20 protein-coding genes and 1 pseudogene are annotated in these 20,451 nt (G+C 72.8%); 9 read left to right on the top strand and 12 right to left on the bottom strand.

What is annotated here, in order from left to right:
- Window positions 1–5: 5 nt before the first annotated feature.
- Complete coding sequence (locus ACFVYX_RS26115; protein ID WP_389684060.1) at window positions 6–1,682, top strand: translation initiation factor 2; 1,677 nt, start codon at window positions 6–8, stop codon at window positions 1,680–1,682.
- Here the strand turns inward: ACFVYX_RS26115 and ACFVYX_RS26110 are convergent.
- Complete coding sequence (locus tag ACFVYX_RS26110) at window positions 1,670–3,769, bottom strand: NB-ARC domain-containing protein (RefSeq protein ID WP_389683925.1); 2,100 nt, start codon at window positions 3,767–3,769, stop codon at window positions 1,670–1,672. The two genes, ACFVYX_RS26115 and ACFVYX_RS26110, sit on opposite strands and share 13 nt — an antisense overlap.
- Before the next feature lie 167 nt (window positions 3,770–3,936).
- Between ACFVYX_RS26110 and ACFVYX_RS26105 the strand changes: the two genes are divergently transcribed.
- Entirely contained in the window at window positions 3,937–4,371 is a 435-nt protein-coding gene (locus tag ACFVYX_RS26105) for a hypothetical protein (protein ID WP_389683924.1), read from the top strand.
- A gap of 206 nt (window positions 4,372–4,577) precedes the next feature.
- Here the strand turns inward: ACFVYX_RS26105 and ACFVYX_RS26100 are convergent, their stop codons facing one another.
- The 3 genes from ACFVYX_RS26100 to ACFVYX_RS26090 form a co-directional block, all read right to left on the bottom strand.
- The gene (locus ACFVYX_RS26100; protein WP_389683923.1) at window positions 4,578–5,075 is read right to left on the bottom strand and encodes a hypothetical protein; all 498 of its coding nucleotides are present in this window, start codon (window positions 5,073–5,075) and stop codon (window positions 4,578–4,580) included.
- A gap of 1,481 nt (window positions 5,076–6,556) precedes the next feature.
- Window positions 6,557–6,799 carry a DUF5302 domain-containing protein gene (locus ACFVYX_RS26095; RefSeq protein ID WP_389683922.1) on the bottom strand — a complete coding sequence of 81 codons (243 nt, stop codon included), beginning with the start codon at window positions 6,797–6,799 and terminating at the stop codon, window positions 6,557–6,559.
- A 388-nt stretch (window positions 6,800–7,187) separates the two neighbouring features.
- Window positions 7,188–7,469, bottom strand: a complete 282-nt coding sequence (locus tag ACFVYX_RS26090) for a hypothetical protein (protein WP_389683921.1) — start codon at window positions 7,467–7,469, stop codon at window positions 7,188–7,190.
- A 294-nt stretch (window positions 7,470–7,763) separates the two neighbouring features.
- Here ACFVYX_RS26090 and ACFVYX_RS26085 point away from each other — a divergent pair, with 294 nt between their 5' ends.
- The gene (locus tag ACFVYX_RS26085; RefSeq protein ID WP_389683920.1) at window positions 7,764–8,735 is read left to right on the top strand and encodes an acetylxylan esterase; all 972 of its coding nucleotides are present in this window, start codon (window positions 7,764–7,766) and stop codon (window positions 8,733–8,735) included.
- A gap of 277 nt (window positions 8,736–9,012) precedes the next feature.
- On the opposite strand, the gene ACFVYX_RS26080 is transcribed toward ACFVYX_RS26085, so the two are convergent.
- The gene (locus tag ACFVYX_RS26080; RefSeq protein ID WP_389683919.1) at window positions 9,013–9,177 is read right to left on the bottom strand and encodes a hypothetical protein; all 165 of its coding nucleotides are present in this window, start codon (window positions 9,175–9,177) and stop codon (window positions 9,013–9,015) included.
- A gap of 18 nt (window positions 9,178–9,195) precedes the next feature.
- On the opposite strand from ACFVYX_RS26080, the gene ACFVYX_RS26075 reads away from it, so the two are divergent.
- Window positions 9,196–9,399 (top strand): hypothetical protein, encoded by a 204-nt coding sequence (locus tag ACFVYX_RS26075; RefSeq protein WP_389683918.1) that lies wholly within the window; start codon window positions 9,196–9,198, stop codon window positions 9,397–9,399.
- Between the two features lie 117 nt (window positions 9,400–9,516).
- Here ACFVYX_RS26075 and opcA read toward each other — a convergent pair whose 3' ends face one another.
- Window positions 9,517–10,428, bottom strand: coding sequence for a glucose-6-phosphate dehydrogenase assembly protein OpcA (opcA, locus tag ACFVYX_RS26070; RefSeq protein ID WP_389683917.1), 912 nt, complete (start codon window positions 10,426–10,428; stop codon window positions 9,517–9,519).
- 244 nt (window positions 10,429–10,672) lie between these two features.
- Window positions 10,673–11,218 (bottom strand): DoxX family protein, encoded by a 546-nt coding sequence (locus ACFVYX_RS26065; RefSeq protein WP_389683916.1) that lies wholly within the window; start codon window positions 11,216–11,218, stop codon window positions 10,673–10,675.
- A gap of 267 nt (window positions 11,219–11,485) precedes the next feature.
- Here ACFVYX_RS26065 and ACFVYX_RS26060 point away from each other — a divergent pair, with 267 nt between their 5' ends.
- Window positions 11,486–11,908 carry a DUF350 domain-containing protein gene (locus tag ACFVYX_RS26060; protein ID WP_389683915.1) on the top strand — a complete coding sequence of 141 codons (423 nt, stop codon included), beginning with the start codon at window positions 11,486–11,488 and terminating at the stop codon, window positions 11,906–11,908.
- An 18-nt stretch (window positions 11,909–11,926) separates the two neighbouring features.
- Here the strand turns inward: ACFVYX_RS26060 and ACFVYX_RS26055 are convergent, their stop codons facing one another.
- Both ACFVYX_RS26055 and ACFVYX_RS26050 read right to left on the bottom strand, forming a co-directional pair.
- A complete protein-coding gene (locus ACFVYX_RS26055; protein ID WP_389683914.1) occupies window positions 11,927–12,400 on the bottom strand; it encodes a hypothetical protein in 474 nt (157 codons plus the stop codon).
- Window positions 12,397–13,830, bottom strand: a complete 1,434-nt coding sequence (locus tag ACFVYX_RS26050) for a WGR domain-containing protein (RefSeq protein WP_389683913.1) — start codon at window positions 13,828–13,830, stop codon at window positions 12,397–12,399. The genes ACFVYX_RS26055 and ACFVYX_RS26050 overlap by 4 nt, the downstream gene beginning before the upstream one ends.
- A 124-nt stretch (window positions 13,831–13,954) precedes the next feature.
- Between ACFVYX_RS26050 and ACFVYX_RS26045 the strand changes: the two are divergent.
- Window positions 13,955–14,110: pseudogene (locus tag ACFVYX_RS26045) on the top strand (M23 family metallopeptidase); the annotation flags it as partial.
- Window positions 14,111–14,134: 24 nt separating this feature from the next.
- On the opposite strand, the gene ACFVYX_RS26040 reads toward ACFVYX_RS26045, so the two are convergent.
- Together ACFVYX_RS26040 and ACFVYX_RS26035 are read right to left on the bottom strand one after the other, a co-directional pair.
- Window positions 14,135–14,842, bottom strand: coding sequence for an ABC transporter ATP-binding protein (locus ACFVYX_RS26040; RefSeq protein WP_389683912.1), 708 nt, complete (start codon window positions 14,840–14,842; stop codon window positions 14,135–14,137).
- A 36-nt stretch (window positions 14,843–14,878) separates the two neighbouring features.
- Window positions 14,879–16,372 (bottom strand): ABC transporter permease, encoded by a 1,494-nt coding sequence (locus ACFVYX_RS26035; protein WP_389683911.1) that lies wholly within the window; start codon window positions 16,370–16,372, stop codon window positions 14,879–14,881.
- Between the two features lie 109 nt (window positions 16,373–16,481).
- Here ACFVYX_RS26035 and ACFVYX_RS26030 point away from each other — a divergent pair, with 109 nt between their 5' ends.
- The gene (locus ACFVYX_RS26030) at window positions 16,482–17,318 is read left to right on the top strand and encodes an MBL fold metallo-hydrolase (RefSeq protein WP_389683910.1); all 837 of its coding nucleotides are present in this window, start codon (window positions 16,482–16,484) and stop codon (window positions 17,316–17,318) included.
- Window positions 17,319–17,632: 314 nt separating this feature from the next.
- On the opposite strand, the gene ACFVYX_RS26025 is transcribed toward ACFVYX_RS26030, so the two are convergent.
- Window positions 17,633–18,847, bottom strand: a complete 1,215-nt coding sequence (locus tag ACFVYX_RS26025) for an ROK family protein (protein ID WP_389683909.1) — start codon at window positions 18,845–18,847, stop codon at window positions 17,633–17,635.
- 207 nt (window positions 18,848–19,054) lie between these two features.
- Between ACFVYX_RS26025 and ACFVYX_RS26020 the strand changes: the two genes are divergently transcribed.
- Window positions 19,055–19,237: a ketopantoate reductase C-terminal domain-containing protein gene (locus ACFVYX_RS26020; protein WP_389683908.1), complete on the top strand. Its 183-nt coding sequence runs from the start codon at window positions 19,055–19,057 to the stop codon at window positions 19,235–19,237.
- Window positions 19,238–19,454: 217 nt separating this feature from the next.
- A complete protein-coding gene (locus ACFVYX_RS26015; protein WP_389683907.1) occupies window positions 19,455–20,354 on the top strand; it encodes a GNAT family N-acetyltransferase in 900 nt (299 codons plus the stop codon).
- The last annotated feature ends 97 nt before the right edge of the window (window positions 20,355–20,451 follow it).

Below are 20,451 nucleotides of genomic sequence, written 5' to 3'. Positions count from 1 at the left end.
GGGCAGTGCTCGTCGTCGTACGTTCTGCGGGGGCACTCCACCGGCTCCTCGACGTCCTGCCGGTCTTCCGCGGTGACTCCCGCGTCGTCACCCGCTTCACCCTCGCACCCGGCTCGGACTTCGACATCGACGCCCTCGCCGCACTGGATCGGTCGGGCGCACGCACCATGCCCTGGCGTGACGCTCTGCGTGCCCGGCACGACCTGATCCTCGCCGCGAGCCCCAAGGGCGACCTGCGCCGCCTCTCGGGGCCCCGGGTCCTTCTCCCCCACGGGGCCGGCTTCAACAAGGCGGTCCACGGGGACGGTTCGCCCGGCACCCCCTCCGGTCTGGACCCGCACTACCTGCTCGCCGACGGGCACCCCTGGGCCGATGTCCACGCCCTCGCCCATGAGGAACAGGTCACGCGCCTGGCCTCCTACAGTCCGCTCGCAGCGAGTCGCGGCGTCGTCGTGGGCGACCCCACCCTGGACCGCCTCCTGGCCTCGGTCCCCCACCGCGACGGCTACCGCGCCACGCTGGGCACGGGTCCGCGCCGGCTCATCGCCGTCACCTCCACCTGGGGTCCCGAGTCGCTGCTCGCCCGCCGCCCCGGACTCGTCGCCGAGCTCCTCGGACTTCTGCCCCACGACACATCGCAGGTCGCCCTGATCCTGCACCCCAACGAGTACAGCGCCATCGGCACCTTCGACCTCTCCGGCCGGCTCGCGCCCGCGCTGGACGCGGGGCTGGTTCTCGCCGCTCCGTACGAGGAATGGGCAGCGGTCCTGGTCGCCGCGGACGCCGTGGTGACCGATCACGGCTCCACCGCGCTCTACGCCGCCGCCCTCGGAACCCCCGTCGTCAACGCCTACGACAGCGGCGACGAACTCCTCCCGGGAAGTCCCCTGGCACGCCTGCTCGGCTCCGTACCCAGACTCACCTCCGCCGACGCTCTGGAAGCCGCTCTGCGCACCGCGCGGAGCATCGACACCCGCGTCCACGCGGCCGACGCGTTCGCGCACCAGGGCCAGGCGCTGCCACGGCTGCGCACCCACCTCTATCGCCTGCTCGGCTTGAAGGCCGAGCAGGCCGACCTTGACTCGCCGGCGTTCCCCCAGCCCACTCCGCCCTCCCGCCGGCCGCTCGCCTTCGCCGTCCGGGCCGAGGTGACGGGCGACTTGATCCAGGTGGAGCGCTTCCCCGCGTCCACCCCCCGGCCGACGCACCACCTCGCGGCGGAGTATCCCGGTGCGGGCCCACGGCAGCTGCAGAGCGCCGCCGTGCTCTGGCGTCGCCCGGCGTACGGCGCCTCATCGAGCACGAGCCGGCGCGCCACTTGGGCCTCGGACGGCTGGGATACGCAGGGTTGGGCGGCGGAGCAGTGGACTGCGGAGGGATGGACTGCGCACGCCCTTCACGAGTATCCGGGCTGCCGCACCGCCGCGGCGATCCTCACCCAGGGCCGCATCCTGATCCGACACCGCTCGGCCGGACTCCTGACCGCCCGCCTGGAACTCCGCCGGGACGGCGGCCGCGTCTCGTACCCCGATCCCTCGGCCGTGGTCTCGGCGGTCCACGTGTGGCTGGGCTCCGGAACACCCCCCGCTTCGGGCGCGACACTGATGTGCGACACGGGGGCGGTGGCCGTCCGCGTGCACGTGGAAGACCCACGCACCGAGGAACTCCTCTACGAACTCTGACCGTCGGCGACGATGCCGCCCGCCTCCGTGGCAAGGTGCCGAGCCGCCGCACGGTGGGCTTCCGCTCCGGCCGGGTCGCCGTGCTCGTCCGCCAGGAGCGCCAGTTCCTCCAGCACCCGCACCTCGTCCGTGCGGGAGTCGCGCGCTCGGGCACCGTCGAGAGCGGCGCTCACCAACGTGTGTGCCTCGCGGGACCTGCCCGCCAGCCGCAGCGCACGCCCCAGCTCGAATCCGGTACGCGAGGTCATCCGTTCCCGTTGTTGTTCGACCGCGTCGGCGTGTGCCTCCTCCAGGTGCCCGATCGCCTCCTGGTGCGCCCCTCGCCGCAGCGCGGTCCGTCCGAGCAGATATGTCTGAAGCAGTACTCCGTACTGGTTGCCGATCTCGCGGTGGATGGCTCTCGACGCCTCGAAGTCCGCGGCGGCACCGGCCCAGTCACCGGTCTCGGACTTGAGAAGCCCGCGGAACTCGATGGTCGAAGCCTTCAGCCTCCGCTCGGTCGGGGACTCCCCCAGCGAGTCGGCCGCGCCGAGCGCCTGCCCCAGCAGTACGGCGGCCTCCTCGTGGCGTCCCTGTTCCCACAGTGGACGGGCCAGTTGGCATCTCATACGGATCACCGCGGGCAGGAACTCGGTCCGGTCGGCCGCCTCCACCCCCATACGGAACGTGTCGATGACATCCGCGTAGTGCTGGTGGTCGAGGAAGTGCGTCCACAGCGGCTCGCACAGCGCCCACGCGTCCTCGTCGAGCCCGCACTCGAAGGCCAGCCGCACACACCCGTAGAGGGCGAGTCGCTGCGATTCCAGCCAGCGCAGCGCCTCCGCCTTCCCGGCGAGGGGGACATCGGGGCTGTCCTCGCCGACCGGATCAGGGACTTCGGCGAACGTCATCCGGGGACCGGCGGCGAGCAGGTCCGCACGGGCGGCCTGGCGCCGGTACCAGACGACAAGGTCGCGGCGGGCCTCCCCACGCTCCTCCCCTCCCGGATCGTCCCGGCGCGCGCAGCGCTCGGCGTGTCCCCGCAGAAGGTCATGGACGCGCCAGCTGTCCGCGCCGGCGCCGTCCAGCAGCCCGGCGGACTCGAGCTCCTCCAGGGCGTCGGCGGCACCGTCGGAACTGCACCGGAGCAGCCCGGCGACGGACGGCTCCTCCACCCTGGGGCCGGGCAGCTCCGGAAGCAGCCGGTAGAGACGGGCGGCCTCCGCGGTCAGACCCGCGTACGCGGCGTCCCAGACAGCCTCGACCATGGGGATGCCCTTCCCGTGCAGTTCGGCCGTCAGCTCCGCGACCAGTCTGGACAGGCTGCGCCTGCGGTACTTGCGTACCCACTGGCCGGCCACTGTGAGCGCGGCCGGCAGCCCTCCGCAGCCCTGCGCCAGCCGGGTCACCGCTTCCGGCTCGTCGGCGAGCCGCGGGTCGTCCACCAGATGCCTCAGCAGCCGCACCGCGTCGTCGACGTGCAGCGGGTCCACCGGTACCTCGACCGCCGCGGTGCCGTCGAGGTCGTACAGGGCTCCCTGGCTGGCGACGATCACCAGGCTCCGGTCCGAAGCGGGGAGGAGGGGGGTCACCTCGCTCCCGAACCGCGCGTTGTCCACGACGACGACCAGACGCTTGCCCCGCGTACGCGTCCACAGCTGTTTCGTACGGCCGGCGAACGAGCGCTCCAGCCACTCCGGCGCCAGGCCCAGGCTCGTCAACAGTTCCCCGACCGCGTCCGCGACCTCGACGGAGCCGTCCCGTCGCAGATCGTCCAGGTCCACGTAGAGCACGCCATCGGGGTACCGGTCGGTCAGGTGGCGTGCCACATGGAAGCCGAGTGCGGTCTTCCCGACGCCGCCCATCCCGGTGAGCGCGACGACGAGCGGGCCCGTGCCGGTCGTGTGGTCCTCGATCGCCCGGGTGATCCGCTCCTGCTCCTCCCGCCGATTCTCGAACCGGCGGAGCGCCGGGGGAAGCTGGAAGGGTACGGGCTGTCCGGCCGGCACCTCCACACCGTGCAGGTGCTGATGCAATTCCCCGATGCGACCAGCCTGTACGACGACTTCGGCACGACCGTCCAGACTGTTGCGCGTCTCCTCCACCATGCGACAACAGTAGGGCTACGGCGGTGATCTGACGGCTCAACGGGGCGAATGGGGAGCGTCCGGACCCGGGGGTCCGCAGGATGCGTCTTTGACGGGGAAACCGCTCTGCCCCGTCCCGCCGCCGACCTAAGCTGAGGATCCGAATCTCACAGCGAGGGGGACCAAGCGTGGACCCGATCACGGCAGCCGCACTGGTGGCACTGGCAGGCGGCATCGGCACGGAGGCCGGGCGCAACGCATGGCTGGGGCTCACCGCACTGGTCCGGCGGCCCTTCCGGCGCGGGTCGGCGCAGGGCGCCGAGGAGGACGGAGCCGCCTCGATCAGCTCGGGCGAACTGGAGGTGGCGGCCCTCGAAGAGGCGCCGACCGACCCCGTTCGTGCCCAGGCACTCGCCACCGCCCTGGGCGTACGTGCCGCACTGGACGGCGAGTTCCGCACGCAGCTCGACGAGTGGTGGCGCCATGCCCAGGCATCACAGGGTGGGGACGTCCACAACAGCATCAGCGGAGGCACGCAGAACGGCCCGGTCGTCATGGCCCGCGAGATCTCCGGCCTCACCTTCAACCTGACCCGGACCTCGGCCACGAACGACCAGGTGTAGCAAAGAGGGCCCTCGGTTCTTCCGCCCGAGACGGAGTACGGCGCAACCTGCAGGTCTGATGCGCGCCACAGCAAGCCTGAGCCCTACGTTCGCGCGCCAAATGAGAGGACGTCTCCCCGATCGTGATGGTGTGCGTGACCTCGGTGTACTGCGTGTCCGTCTGGTACTCGTCCAGGAACAGCGTGTCCCCGGAGAAGCACGAGTTCTCATACCTCCGTGGTGCACAGGTACAGGTCGAGGTCGGCCTTGTAGCCGATCCTCTGGGTCATCGTGCAGTCTCCGTCGTAGAAGAGCTGGTCCCACCAGCCGTCGCAGCCTTCGGTTTTCTTCAGGACCTGCGGCTCGCCGACCTGCTGGATGCTGTCGACGACGTAAAACACACCACCGATGAGGCCGCCGGCCGCGTCCGGGACCGTCCCGGTCTCGATCTGCCCGGTGTTCCCGGCGTTCTCGGCCTGGGTCGCGGCAGCCTGGGCGGACAGGACCACCAGAGAGGCGGCCGAGTCCTTGGTGACGTACGACGAGCCGAGCTGGATCGCGTCGTTCGCGGGAGCCGCGACCTGCGCCGCCGAGTTCCCGGCGTCCACCGCGGCCTGCGCGGTGACATAGGCGAATCCCGCCGCCTTCGCGGCGGCGGCGGCGGTGGCCTTGCCGGCATCGGCCTCGGCCTTGGCCGCGTCCGCGGCTGCCGCGGACAGCGCCATCGCCCAGCGGGCCCTGGCGCAGACCGCGCGTCCTCGTAGAAGTCGCTTTCGCTCTTCCAGAACCGGTCGGCGATCCATGCCGTGAGGCCGGTCTGGGAATGGAAGTCCTCACCGTCGTCACCGCTGGTCCCCGGCGGCCACTCGAAGTCGGCGACGGAGCCGAAGCCGCCCGGCGTCGTGAGCCCGGTCATCTTCCAGCTGTCGTGGAGCGCGTGGAGCCGGTCCAGTTCGACGAGCGCGGCATTCCGGTCCGACGTGTACGCGGTGGCGAGCGGAGTCTTCTCCCAGTAGTCCCGGTCGGCCGGCTCCCGCAGCCGCTCCGGACTCTGGTTGAGCCCGTCCTGCGCGGTGGCGGCCATGGCCGGTCCGCCCAACCGCAGTACGTCGCTCATCAGGCACTGGTCCTGCCGCAACCGCTCGGCGGCGGCGTCCTCGTACCAGTCGTAGTCGGCGGCCAACTCGGTCGGCGCGCCGTGTAATCGGTGCTCACACCCACTCCGGCCACCACGGCCATGGCGAGCAGGGGGGAGCAGACGGCTGGTCAAGCGGGACAGTTTGGCCAGGGGTTGGGAGGACCCTGGAGGTCTGGAGCGCAATGGAGTACCAGTTCTGATCAGTGAGCCGACCGAAAAGTGCGACGGTGCCGGCATGACTCAGCGGGCCTGGTACGCCCCGAACCTGACGGTCGCTCAAGTGCCGGGTCCGAACCTAGGACAACAGTACGAACCTGGGGGCGGGGTGGTATCCAGAGAGCGCCCGTCACGAATAGAGGATGATCTTTCTCCGCACGGGAGTTGGGCGGATTGAGGGCGACCTCGCAGTGCCGTCACAGCGGCAGTGTCCGCGCTCGGCGCCGCGCGGCGGTGTGACACGGGGGTGAATTGGGGGGGCAGGGGGTACGGCTGTCGGGGGGCGGGGCGCGGCGTGGCCGCGGAATCTCTTCGTCCGGAACGTCACGGTGCCCGTCACGCTGGTGACACTCGCGCTGGTCACTCTGCCCGCCCTCAGCGATGTCTCCTGGCGTCCGAGTGCCCGGGCCGCCTCAGCCCCCGGGGGAGGGCCGCACTGGACCGGTACCACAGCCCGGCGCTCTGGGCATGCGGCGGGCCTCTGCCCGCTGAACACGATCGGTGACCACGACGTGATCACCTCGACGCGGCGATGACGCCCCATCTGATCCGCCGCGTCGCGGCAGCGCGGAACGGACGGTCCGCGCACACCGAGCCCGCCTCACAATGGGCCGTCAGCCACGCACGGGCCACCGTGCGACACCGCCGGGCCAGGGCTTCCTGGCCGGGAACGCCGGTGCGGCGGCGCCACGGATCCGCGCCGGCCGCAGTCGGGCCCTCCCGTAGGCGAGCCCGGCCCGCTCCACCTCGCTCGCCATGCGCACATGAACATGCGCATGTCGCGGCCGACGGCACCGGGCGCACACGTGGACTGCGCGCAGAGTGCCGGCAGAGCGGCCGGGACCGATCGGCTCAGCCGCCGCTCTTGCGCCTGAACGATCGCTGGCTCGCAGCCGGGCCGTGCGCCGCACGCACCTTCGACGCATCCGGGTTGGCGGCGACATCGGCCGCCTCCGCCTGTGCACCGCGCTTGCGCGCCAGTGCTTCGCGGAACTTGCGCTTGAGGTCGTAGTTTCCGTCGCTGTCCGGCGACAGAGGGGCCGTCTCGGGGACAGCCGGCTCCGAACCTTCCGTTGACGCGGGCTCTGCGGTCATGGTGACCTCCTGGGTCGGGGGTGGGCAAGCACAGGTTGTCATGCCGGGCGCGATGCGGGGTACCGGCGGCATCTCCTGCTGGGCCCCGGCGGGGCGGCGGGCCTCGGCGGCCTTCCTCGGCGTCGTCCAAAACGGATGCCCGACCAGACGACAGGCCCCGCGTCGAGCCGCTGGGCGCCGGCGGCCACCCTGCCGAGGACCGCGGCGCTCATGCCGCACCGATCAGGACACCCACGGGCGACACGGCCTCAGCCGGGCGGTGCTCGTGGCGATGTCGTTCTCCGGCGAACAGATCGACGGCCATCGGAGACCACCGCTGGAACGCCGTGACCGGGAGGCCCTTACGCGGCCGAACATGCCGCGGAGCTCCGGTCTGCTGGGCGGCGGGTCATTCGCCGGAGACGTCCAGGAGGCGGCGGGTGCGGGCGCTCGCACCGCTGAGCGACAGCGGGATGCCCAGGCTCACGCACATGCGGTGGGCGCGGGCCAGGGTGCTGAGGGTGGCCGGTGTGGGGTCGGCGCTCGGGACGACGATGACCACCCTGGTGGGCCGGTGCGCCTGGACCAGGGCCTGGATCTGGAGGGCGCCGGCGGCCCGGTTGGTGACGTCCAGGTCGCGGTGGAGCGTCACCCGCAGGACCTGGTGACGTACGGCATGGCTGATGAGCATGGTGTCCCTCCGCGCAGGACGAGGAAGACCCACGGCCGGATACGGTGTGGGCGGCTCGTCCGAGGATGGCACGGCGGACCGGCCCGACGGCGTTCACGTGGCGTCAGGCGCGCGGAGTGTCCACCGGACGGGGATACGGGGCCCTGCGGGGCGTCGTCCGTCCGCCGGGTGCGATGCCGGGCGCAGGGCCCCGCGTGATCGTCACGGCACGACTAAGGTGAGGAAGGCCGGGCTGCACCGGTCGAGATACCGAACGCGATCCTCCTTCGACCGGCTACTCACCAGGTGGTACTCATGGCCCAGTTCGACATGCCCCTCGACCAACTCCGCACCTACCGCAGCGCGTCGGTGGAGCCCGAGGACTTCGACGCCTTCTGGGCGAAGACCCTCGGTGAGGCTCGTACGCACGAGCTCGACGCGCGTTTCGACGCCGTTCCGACGGGGCTCTCCACGGTGGAGACGTTCGACGTGACCTTCGCCGGCTTCGACGGGCAGCCGGTCAAGGGCTGGTTCGTACTGCCGGCCGGTACGACCGAACCGCTGCCGGTCGTGGTGGAGTTCCTCGGGTACGGCGGCGGGCGCGGACTTCCGCACACGCATCTGCTCTGGGCCTCCGCCGGGTTCGCGCACTTCGTGATGGACACGCGCGGGCAGGGCAGCGGCTGGGCCACGGGTGACACCCCCGACCCGGTGGGCAGCGCCCCGTCGTTCCCCGGCTTCATGACGCGCGGCGTCGAGGATCCGTACACCTACTACTACCGACGGCTCTTCACCGACGCGGTCCGTGCCGTGGAGGCCGCCCGCTCGCACCCGCTCGTGGACGCGGGCCGCACGGCGGTGACCGGGGTCAGCCAGGGCGGCGGGATCACGCTGGCCGTGGCGGGCCTGGTACGGAACCTGGTCGCGGTGGTGCCGGACGTGCCGTTCCTGTGCGACTTCCCGCGTGCGACGACGGTCACGGACCGCGCCCCGTACCGCGAGATCGGCAACTACCTCAAGACGCACCGCGGCCGGGTCCGGCAGGTGCACGAGACGCTCGCCTACTTCGACGGGGTCCACTTCGCGGCCCGCGCCACGGCCCCGGCCCTGTTCTCGACGGCCCTGGAGGACCTGACGTGCCCGCCGTCGACGGTGTTCGCGGCCTTCAACGCGTACGCCGAGGACGAGAAGGCGATCGAGGTCTACGACTTCAACGACCACGAGGGCGGCGGCGCCTTCCAGCAGGCGGCCCAGCTCCGCTGGCTGCCGGGGAAGCTGCGCGGCTGATCCGACGGGAAGCGGCCGGTTCCGGGCGGGGGCGTTCTGCGCGTGCGGGGCGGAGCGTTCTGCGCGTGCGGCCCGGAGCCCGCTTGAGTCGTGCCGGCGGTACGGCGTGTGCGGGCCGGGGCCCGGGCCGAGTCGTACAGGCGGTACCGCGCGTGCGGGCCGGAGCCCGAGCCGTGCAGCGGCCTCGGGCTCCGGCGGGGGTGCGCGGTGTCCGCGCACGGGCGTGGTGCCCGCCTTGCGGCCGGGCGGCACGCTCACCGGTTTCAGTGCCAGTACTTCATGGTCGTACCTCCTCCCCCGTGTCTGGACGCAGGGTGACCTCGAAGCGGTCGAGACCGCGCAGGGTCAGGTTGCGCCGGTGGTCCGGTTCCGCGACTGCCCGTGCGTCCGGGTACTCCTTGGCCAGGGCCCCGAGGACCGACCCGGTGAGCCGGATCGCCATGGACGCGCCCGGACAGGCATGGGCCCCGCGGCCGAACCCGAGGTGCGGATTCGGGGCGCGGTCGAGTCGCAGCTCTGCGGGGTGGTCAGGATCGCCATCGGCACGCTCCGTCGCCGCTTCCCCGACCTCCGGCTCGCCGACCCCGACGCGGATCTGAGCCGGCGCGAGGGCATCCTGCGCGGCATGGCGACGCTGCCCGTGACCTTCACCCCCGAGGGCTGACTCCTCTCGGCGGGTGTCAGCACGGTCGGAGGACGGTGCGACCGGGGGTGTCAGGCGCGCTGACTCCTCTCGGCGGGTGTCGGCGCGGCCGGAGGACGTCCGGCGCGACCGGGGGTGTCAGGCGCGGCCGCGCAGGGCCGCCTCGTAGGCCTCGTCGGGGTCGAGGCGGCGCAGTTCCTCGGCGATCAGCTCGGCGGTGGTCCTGACCTTCAGGGCGAGGACCCGGCCGGGCTGGCCGGGGATCGCGAGTCTGGCCACCGGGCCCTCGGGCCGGTCGATGCGGATCTCGCCGTCGTCGGTGCCCATGCGGACGGCCGTGACGACCGGGCCGTCGGTGACGATCCGGTCGACGGGGACGCCGAGCCGGACCTCGAACCAGCGGGCGAGGAGTTCGGCGCTGGGGTTCTCGGCCTCGCTCTCGACGGCGGCCGAGGTCACGGTCCCCGGAGCCTGGTCGAGCGCGGCGGCCAGCATCGAGCGCCAGGGGGTGAGCCTGGTCCAGGCGAGGTCCGTGTCACCGGGGGCGTAGGAGGCGGCCCGGGCGTCCAGGGCGGAGAGCGGATCCTCGACCGCGTACATGTCGGTGATACGACGCTGCGCGAGCGCGCCCAGGGGATCCCGGGAAGGCACCTCGGGGGCGTCGACGGGCCACCAGACGACGACGGGCGCGTCCGGGAGGAGCAGCGGAAGGACCACGGAGTCGGCGCGGGCGCCGAGTTCGCCGTGGAAACGGAGCAGGACCGTCTCGCCCGAGCCGGCGTCGGTGCCCAGCCGGACCTCGGCGTCGAGCCGGCTCTCGTGGCGCTCGCGGGGCGAGCGGGCGTGGCGCTTGATGACCACGAGGGTGCGGGAGGGGTGTTCCCGGGAGGCGTCGTTGGCGGCCTTGACCGCGTCGTAGGCGTTCTCCTCGTCGGTGACGACGACAAGGGTGAGCACGGCTCCGACGGCGGGGGTGCCGACGGCCCTGCGGCCTCGCAGGATCGCCTTGTTGATCCTGCTGGAGTCGGTGTCCGTCAGATCGATCTTCATGCGCGGCGGTCGTCCCTTCCTCTGCGGCGAGCCTAGCCCTCTCCGACAACGGCCGCGTGCGGGGCCCCGCCACGGGGACGCCGAACGTGGGTTGCGGCCCGCCGAGCGTCCGTTGGGGGTCCAACGACGACCGTTGCGGGCCTGTTCGGCCGGTCCGTCCGGGCCCGTCGGCCGGGCCGTCGCGGGCCCCGTCCGACCTGTCCGGCGTGAGCCTGTCGACCCGCCGCGGGCCCGGCGGCCGGCGTCACGCCGGTTCCGTGTCCGGCTCGAAGTCGGTGGCGGCCGCGGCCTGCTCCTCCGCACGGCGGCCGACCACGGCCGCGGCGGCGAGCGCGGTGCCCAGGAAGGCGGCGGCCACCACCCAGGGACGGTCGAGGACGTGATCCGTGGCGTGGTCGACGGAGTACCGGCCGGCGCCGGTGACACCGATCGCGGCGGCGACGAAGCCGAGGAATCCCGGATACTCGTAGCCGCCGCCCTGAGCGAAGAAGCCGGCCGGGGCGTGGACGGCGACGGCCCCCGCCATGGCTCCGGCGGCCGCGGCGCCGGCCGCGGGGGTGGCGAGGCCGAGGGCGAGCAGCGCTCCGCCGCCCGCCTCGCCGAGACCGGCGGCGACGGCGCTCTGCCGGCCCGGCCGGAAGCCCATGGCCTCCATCGCCTTGGTCGTGCCCTCGATGCCGCCCCCGCCGAACCAGCCGAAGAGCTTCTGGGTGCCGTGCGCGGCGAGTACGGCTCCGGTGCCGACCCGCAGCACGAGGAGCCCGAGGTCGCGTCGGTTGAGGTGGCCCATGTGTTTCTCCAGTGCGGGGGGGGGACGGACACGTACGCCTCCACTGTCGTCGCCCTCGCCGGTCCCCGCCCGCCGGAGCACGCGCCGCGTACTCCGCTCGGGTCGCCTTCGCTTCACGGCGGTTGCCCGCTGTGAAGCGGGCAGGACCCCGGCAGCGCAGCGCCCGGATTCCGGGCGGGCCGCGGGCGGCGTTGACGCGTGCGCTACATTTTGCCGGTCCTTGACCACCGATCCCCCGTGATCGTGACTTTGCGGAGCCGGCACACCATGAGCGACATCGTCAACGGACTCGGCCGGACCGGCGCCTACGGCGCCCTCGGCGTGGTCCTGCTGATCCTCGGCATCGTGCTCGTGGACCTGCTGACCCCCGGGAAGCTCGGGCGCCAGATCTGGGAGGACCGCAACCGCAACGCGGCGATCCTGCTGAGCTCGGCGCTCCTCGGCATCGGCGGCATCGTCTTCACCTCGATCTGGACGACGTACGACGACTTCGGCAAGGGACTCGTCTCGACGGCCGCCTTCGGACTCCTCGGCCTGGTGATGATGGGCGTCGCGTTCCTGGTCGTGGACCTGGTCACGCCGGGGAAGCTGGGCGCCACCCTGGTCGACCCCGAGCCGCATCCGGCGGTCTGGGTGACCGCCTCCTGCAACATCGCGGTCTCGGCGATCGTCTCCGCCTCGATCGCCTGACATCCGGCTTCCGCGGGTTCAGTTCCCCAGGGGCTCCACCTCCAGGAAGCGGCGCCCGCGCGGCCCCTTGTAGAGCAGGGCCTCCCAGCCGAGCCGCGCCAGGGCCGGGACGCACGCGCCGAGCGCCTCCGCCTCCTCCTGGGCGGCGCCCGAGCCCGCCGGGCCCAGCCACTCCACCACCGCCGTGCCGGGCCGGTCCCCCGCCCGGACCCGGTAGCCGGTGGCGACCCGCACTCCCGAGGCGTCCACGGACGAAGGGACGAGGCCACCCGACTCCAGGGCGAGGGCCACGGCGCGGACCGGCTGCCGGCGCTCCCAGTCGGCGGGTGCGTCCTTCGGGTCGCCGCCCTGACGCAGGGTCAGCCGTCTGATCTGGAGCAGTCCGTCGAGGGCGGCCCTGATCTCCCGGGACCGCTGCTCGGCCCCGGCCGGCGGTACCGGCGGGCCGTCACCGGTGGCCGCCTCGAAGATCCCCCCGGCGCCCGCCGTCACAGCAGCCGCCGGATGTCACCGCGGACCCGGTAGAAGCCCCCAGCGGCCGCGTGCAGGGCGTCGACCACGTACCGCGCGCCGGGCTCCCGGATCGCCCGGGGGAACTGCACGTTCCACCCGGAGTCGTAGCCCTGGGAGACGACTCTCACCCGGGTCCGTCCCGACTCGTTCACGCACTCCACGACGATGGAACCGGCCGGGGCGTCGCTGACGGTGCGCACGGCGGTCACGGTCGTCGCCGGCTCGTACACGGGCAGGGCGGCGGCGAGCTTGATGTCCCGGGCGACGGGCACGGTGCCACCCTGCGCGGCCGCGATCGCCGCCTCGCTCGCGTCCACGCACACCAGCGAGCCGTCGGAGGTCGCCAGGTAGAGCCGCTCGTCGCGGTACTGCATGGAGAGCGCCGAGCCCCCTCCCGTGCCGAGCTTCCACAGCCGGGTGCCGTCCTCCGCGAAGCAGTAGACGGAGGAGGACGAGTCGGCGGCGAAGACGAACCGGCCGCCGGGCGAGGTGGCGCAGGAGTACACCGGGCTGTCGCAGGCGTACACCGCCTCGACCCGGCCGTCCTTCTTCGCGAGCCGATGGACCTTCTTGCGTGCCGTGCCCGCGTACACCGCGGTGTCCTCCTGCCAGCCGAAGAGGACGCCGCCGTCGGTGGCCGTGTGCCACAACTCGCCGCCGCCGTCCGGTGCGTGGGCGGCGACGCCCCTCGTGTCCCCGTAGTACACGGCGTCGCCGTCGGCGCGGACCATCCAGGCGTGCTCGCCCTGGCCGCCGCGCGCCCACTGGTGCTCGTCCTCGTGGTCGATGACGGTGAGTCGGCCCGAACGGTCGGCGACGTGCAGGACGCCCTCATGGATGTCGAGCCAGAAGATGTCGACGTCGGTGGCGATGTCGTACGCCGCGAACGGCAGCTTGGACGACAGGTCGTACACCTTGCCGTCGTCACAGCCCGCGTAGATCCAGAAGTCGTCGGCGACGAGGCACTTGACGCCGTCCGGGAGGCTGAACCGGGCCTGCACCTCGCCGGAGCGGTCGAGCGTGAACACGTCCCCCGCCTGGTTGCCCACCCAGCAGCGCTCCTCGTCGATGTGGATGCCGAAGGCGGCCGAGCCCGTCCGGAAGCGCCAGAGCACCGGGGCGACGGCGCGTGCGGTGGACGGCGCGGAGGTCACCTCACGGCGCGTCACGGCCCGGGCGGCCCGCTGTCCGCGCACGGCCGGCGCGTATCCCTTGCGGACCTTCTCGCCGAGCTTCTTCGCCGCGGCGGCCTGCGCCCTCGCCTGCGTCGGGAACGTGGAGCGCTGCGTCTGGCCCGCCGTGCCGATGCGGCCGTAACGGACCGACACCGTCAGGTCGTCCACGGTCACTTCGTAGAACTTGTGGGCACCGCCGCCGTCCTGCGACAGCTCCAGATAGGTCGTCGTCATGGTGAAAACGGTAGGGGCACCCACTGACAACGGCCTCCGTGAAGTCCTGGCCAGGGGACCTCGATCCCGGACATTCGGGACGCTCGTCGCGACATTCGGGACATACACCTTTGTGACGATGATCGGGCAGAGCGTGTCGGCCGGGCAGCGGACCGCCCGGTCGGGAACGACCGGGCGGGTGACGGGCCCGCATCTGCGCTTCGAGGTGCGGACCACGCCGTACTGCGGCTCGGACGTCGACCCGCTCGCCTGCCTACGGGGCCACGGCGTGCCCCTGTAGGCCGCGAGCCCGGCGGACCGTCGGTCAGGCCTCGACCGGGTCCGGCGACGCCGCAGGACGGTTCTCCCTGATCGTGATCCGGCCCTTGCGGATCGTGGCGAGGCGGGGCGCCCGGCGGGCGATGGCACTGTCGTGGGTGACCATCACGAAGGTCAGGCCATGCTCCTTCCAGAGCCCTTCGAGCAGGTCGACGATCTCGTCGCGCATCGACTCGTCGAGGTTTCCGGTGGGTTCGTCGGCGAGCAGCACCTTCGGCCGCTTCACCAGCGCCCGGGCGATCGCGACCCGCTGCTGCTGACCGCCGGAGAGCTCGGACGGCAGATGGCCGCGGCGTTCGCCGAGCCCGACCGACTCCAGCGCCTCCGCGGCCCGGCTCCGGCGCTCGGCGGGCCGGCCGCCGAGCGGGACGAGCGCGGTCTCCACGTTCTCCTGCGCGGTGAGCGTGGGGATGAGGTTGAAGCTCTGGAAGACGAAGCCGATGTTCTGGCCGCGTACGGCCGTCAGCCGCCGCTCGGAGAGCGCGGCGAGGTCGGTGCCGCCTAGAAGGACCTGACCGGAGGTCGGGCGGTCGAGGCCGCCCAGCATCTGGAGGAGGGTGGACTTGCCGCCGCCCGTGGGGCCCTGGATGACCAGCCGGTCCCCCTGGTCGAGGGTGAGGTCGACCCCGGCGAGGGCGTCGACTCTCTGCTGCCCGCGCCGGTACTGCTTGGTGACGCCGATGAGTTCGTACACGGTGTGACTCCTGGGGTACGGGATGGATTCGGTCGGCTACGCGACGCGGCTCAGGGCGTCGGCGGGGCGCAGCCGGGAAGCCCGCCAGGCTCCGAAGGCACCCGCGACGAGGCCGCCGCCGAGGGCGAGGAGGACGGCGAGACCCACGGTGGTGAGGGAGACGGGGGCGGTGAGGGCGATGTCGACGGTCTTGCCGGCGGCGGTGCCGGCCGGGCCTCCGCCGAACACCGTTCCGCCCCGTCCGCCACCGACGAACCCGCCCCCGTCCGCGCCGAGTTCGGCTGTCAGGATGGGGTTCGCCGCGGTCACCGCGTACGCCCCCGCCAGGCCGATCGCGATGCCGAGGGCACCGCCGATGACACCGTTGACGAGGGCCTCGCCGACCACCTGGCGGGTGACCCGGCCGCTCGTCCAGCCGAGCGCCTTGAGCGTGCCGAACTCGCGGACCCGGCGGGTGACCGCTGAGGAGGTGAGAAGTCCGGCGACGAGGACGGCGGCGAGCAGCACGGCGTACGAGAGCCACCTGCCGATGTTCGCGGCGAGGCCGGCAGCGGTGTCGAGCGAGCCGGAGACCGTCTGGGCGAGATCGGCCGAGGTGGTGACAGTGGTGCCGGAGACGTTCTTCTGGATCGCGGTCTTGACCGCGTCGATCCGCGTCGAGTCGGTCGCCTTCACATAGATCGTGGTGATCTTCCCGGCGGAGGCGGAGAGGGTCTGCGCCTGCTTCAGCGGCAGGTAGACCTGGGCGGCGGCCTGCCCGCGGTCCGCGGTCGCGATGCCGATGATCTCGAACTTCACGCTCTTGACGGTCAGTTCGTCACCGATCGCGAGCCCCTGCTGCTTCGCGTAGGCGCTGTCGACGACGGCGACCTTCGCGTCGGTCTCGGTGGTCTTGAAGGTACGTCCCTGGGAGACCGTGGAGGTGGTGAGGGGGCCGAGGTCGGGTGCGGTGACGTCGGTACCGTAGAGCGTGAAGGAGTCGACGTCGAAGGCCGCGCCGCCGCCGGTGACGGTGTCGCCGGGCCCGGAGCCGCCACCGGCGCCGCCGGTTCCGGCTGTTCCGCCGCCGGTTCCGGTGCCCGGCTGGGCCGGCGCGGCCTGGCCCCGCTGGATCCTGCCCCGCTCGAACTCCCCGTTGATCTTCAGGTTGACGAGGCTGAGCCCGCCCACCGCCCGGTCGACGCCGGCCTGCCGGCCGACCGTGCCGACGGTGGAGTCCGCCAGGGTCTGGAAGCCCTGGACCATCAACCGGTCGCTGCTCTGCTGCTCGCCTTCCTCCTTGCCCTTGAACTCGAACCGGGGCCGCTGCGCCGGCGCGCCGTCCTCGGGCCGTTCCCGCGCCTTGGTCACCGTCAGGTCCGTACCCAGCCCGTAGAGGGACTCCAGGACCTTGCCCTGGGCCTGGTTCATGCCGGAGGAGACGGAGTTGACGACGATGACCAGCGCGATCCCGAGCGCGAGCCCGGAGGCGACGACGAGCGCCGCCCTTCTGCGGCGGCGCAGTTCGCGCCGGAGGTAGGTGAAGAACATGGGAGTGAAGCTAGGGGTGGCGTGTGATGACGGGATAAGTCCCGCGTGAGAGCCGGATGAGAGCGTCCACCCCTGGGCGCCGGAGCCGTGAGGTGGCAGAGTCGGCGTCATGTCTGGGAGCGGCGGTACGGAACGGATGGGCCCGGTGACGGCCCTGCTCGACGCCACGGGGGCGTTCTTCAAGTCGGCGCGCGACGCCTTTCCCGGGGCCGGCGCGGCGGAGTGGGCGGAGGCCGCGGCGCTCGACCCGGAGGCGTTCGGGCCCGAGGACGCCTGGCGGCTGGCCTTCCGCTGCTTCGCCGTCGCCGACCCGGGCGGTACGGGCTGGACGCTCGTCGACGCGGGTGTGGGCCCCGCCGAAGGCCCCGGGGCACCCTGGTGTCCCGTGCCCGGCAGTCTGCCCGAGCTGCTCACGGCGGCCGGGATCGACCGGGCCGACGTCCACACGGTGGTCCTGACGCATCTGCACGAGGACCACACCGGCTGGGCCTCCGACGCCTCGGGACAGCCCTTCTTCCCGCGTGCCCGGTACGTCGTCCAGCGCGCGGAGACCGCCGCTCTCGACCGGCGCGACCCGGTGTGGGACTGGGTGGTGGCGCCGCTCCGGGCCTCCGGGCAGCTGCACGAGGTCGACGGGAGGCACCGGCTGCGCCCGGGCGTCACGCTGCTGCCGACCCCCGGACACACCCCTGGCCACCAGTCCGTCCTGGTCGAACGGGCCGACGGCCGGGACGTCCTGGTCACCGGCGACCTCCTCGTGCACGCCGTCCAGCTCGCCGCCCCGTCGGTGGCCTACGCCCACGAACGCGACCCGGACGCCGCCCGCGCCTCGCGCGAGCAGCTGCTCGCGCGCGCCGCCGACACCGGGGCGGTGCTCGCGACGGCCCACCTGACCCGGCCCTTCGTCGAACCACGGGCGGTCCGAGCCCGGCGCTCACCCCGCTGAACGGACGAGGGAGAGGGAGGCGGCGCCCGGCCGTCGGCGTCGCCGTCGCCGCCTGGGGCCGGGAGGGGGAGACTGCCGGCCGCCGTCGGCGTCGCCGTGTGAGGCAAGCCCGGGAACGGGAGCCGGTCCCCGGCCGCCGCCGTGGCCGCGTGAGGCCGCCTTGAGGGAGCCGGCGCCCGGCCGTCGGCGTTCGCCGCCGCGTGAGTCGCCGGGCGGGAGAGCTCGTAGGGCCGCGGTCGTCGCCACGTACACGAAAGGCCGAGGGCCCTCGGGTACCCGTCGGCGTGCCGTACGCCCAAGACGCGACGGGCCCGTCAGGCGCCCGTCGCCGTCGGGGCGTACGCCAGGGGGTCGGCCAGGACGTCATGGAGGATGAGGGCCGCCGCGCCGCGGGACGCGTCGGTGGCGGCGGAGGCCGGACGCAGGCGGCCGGCGTCCGGGGTCCAGAGGCCGGAGACGACACGGGCCGCGAGCTCCTCCGCGAGGGCCGGAGCGAGCCACGGCATCAGCCGCGGGTAGATGCCGCCGAGGACGACGGCCTCGGGGTCGAGGAGGTTCACGGCTCCCGACACGGCACGCCCGAGCATCCGGCCCGCCTCGGCGAGCGCGGCGAGGGCGCGCGGCTCCGCCGCTTCGGCGCGGCGCACGAGGTCGGGGACACCCTCGGCGGCCGCCGAGGCGAGGAGGGCGGCCTGGCCCGCGTACTGCTCAAGACAGCCGCGCGAGCCGCAGCGGCAGCGCGGCCCTTCGGCGTCGACGACCATGTGGCCGATCTCGCCGGCGAAGCCGTGGGCGCCGCGCAGGAGTTCCCCGTGGACGACGATCGCGCCGCCCACCCCGATCTCGCCCGTCAGGTGGAGGAAGGTCCGGAGGTCGCCGAGCCCGCCGGACCACAGCTCGGCGAGGGCCGCCATGTTGGCCTCGTTGTCGGAGGTCAGGGCGAGGCCGGCCGTGTCGGGGCGCAGCGCCGTGAGGGCTTCGCCGAAGAGGTGCTCCGCGTCGGCCTCGTGCCAGCCGAGGTTGGGAGCCTGCCGGACCGTTCCGCCGGAGACGAGGCCCGGCAGGGCGAGTCCGGCGCCCGCGGGGGCGAGGTGGTGTCCGGAGGCCGTGTCCAGGACCTCGGCGGCGATGTGGGCGGCTCGGGCCAGGACCTCGGGGGCGCCGGCCCCACGGTTGTCGAGGCGTTCGGTGCGCCGGACCCGGTCGGTGCCGGTCAGATCGACGACGCAGACCGTGACGTAGTCGACGTTGATCTCGACGCCGAGCCCGGCCGGTCCGGTGTCGGCGGGCTTCAGGACGGTGCCCGGCCGTCCCGCCTGCCCGCTGAACGTCTTGCCCGACTCGACGAGGAAGCCCAGGTCGAGGAGTTGCTCCACGAGCGAGGAGACGGCGGGCCGGGTGAGGCCGACGCGGGCGGCGACGGCGGCCCGCGTGGTCTCGCCCGCGTCATGGACGGTCCGCAGGACGAGGCTCAGGTTGTGCCGTCGCACTCCCGACTTGTCGGCCTTGGGTTCCGTGGGCTGGTTCATCGTGAGCGAGAGCCTAACCGTCCGTTTCGCTCACCTGGAAACGGCCGGTGGCGGGAGTCCCGTGCGCGCGGCGGTTCCGTCGGCCGTCGAAGCCCGTACGCCAAAACAGTTCGGTCACCGAACTCTTTTGGGCTAGGGGGTGTCTCGTCGATCACGCCGCGAGCCCGGCCGGCCACGCCGGCCGGGGTGTCCGTGTCCGGTTCGCCGATGGTGCCGTCCCTCTACCGCGACCTGACGGCGGGTCGTCCCACCGAGGTCGAGCACCTCTTCGGCGACCTCACCGACCGGGCCCGCGCGTGGGGCGTACCGACCCCGCTGCTCGACCTGGCGACGCTGCATCTCCGCGTCCACCAGCGGCGGGTCACGACGGGGGTGGCCGCGGGGGCGTGAGGCGGGGCGGGTGAGGGGGTCTTCTCAAGGAGCGCGGAAATCCGTGGACGGGCCCGCGGAGGATCACCTACTGTGTGGCTCCACGCCCTGAGATGGACGGAAGGAGGCGAGTGCCGTGCGGTTCACACCTTTCCAGCGCTCCCTGTTCCGCTGTCCCGGCGTGGTTCGTCAGTTCTGACCGGGAGCGCTCCAAGCAGCCTGTATCCCGGAGGAATCCATGACCGATCCGGTCATCCGCGCGCTCTCCACGAGCGACGCTCATCTCTTCGACGCACTCCCCGACCCCCTGGGGGCCCGTGAAGGCCATCGGCGTACCCGGTTCCGTCCCGACTGGAAGCGCGTCGCGCTGCGCGACGGTGAGGTCGTCGCACGCGGCGCGTGGTGGGGCGGCCCCGACGACTCGGAACCCGTCAACATCAACTGGTTCGACGTGGCCGAGGGCGAGGAGGCGGCCGGGGCCGAGCTCCTGCGCTCCGCCCCCTGGCAGGTGGAACTCGAGATCAATCTGCCCGGTGGCTGGCGGGAGAAGACCGACCTGCGCGCCGGCGCCGAGGCGCGCTTCGCCGCCGCACGGGCCGCGGGGTACGAACTCCTGGTGGAGCGCTTCCTGTACCGCTGGACCCCGGAACGAGGTCTGCCCGAGCGGCCCGGACGCCTGCGCTTCAGCGCAGAACCCGACGACACCGTCTTCTTCGACGCGTTGCGCCGCATCCACTCCGTCACCCTGGACGCCCACGCGCTCAGGGCCATCGAGGAGGGCGGCGTCGACCGGGCCGCCCAGGAGGAACTCGACTTCTTCCACTGGTGCCCCTCCCCACGGGAGTGGTGGCAGACCGCGCACACGCCGGAGGGCGACCTGGCCGGCATTCACATCCCGGCCCACAACCCCTCCGGCCCGACCATCGGCTTCATCGGAGTCGTCCCGGAACAGCGCGGTCGTGGCTATGCCTACGACCTCCTCGCGGAGTGCACCCACGTCCTCGTCGAGCAGGGCGCGGAGTTCGTCAGCGGAGCGACGGACCAGGGCAACTTCCCCATGGCCGCGAACTTCGCCAAGGCCGGCTTTCCCGTCATCCGTGAACGCATCAACTTCCACCCGGCGGGCCGGGTGGCCTAGGCCGTGTCCGTAAAGTTGGTGGCTCGTTGCTCTGTTCGTGGTGCGTCGACATGAACTGACGGATGAGTCGTGGGCGTTGATCGCTCCGTTGCTGGCG

It is taken from the genome of Streptomyces sp. NPDC058326, assembly GCF_042879855.1.
Taxonomy (GTDB): Bacteria; Actinomycetota; Actinomycetes; order Streptomycetales; family Streptomycetaceae; genus Streptomyces.
This window is presented reverse-complemented; position numbering and strand designations above follow the sequence as displayed.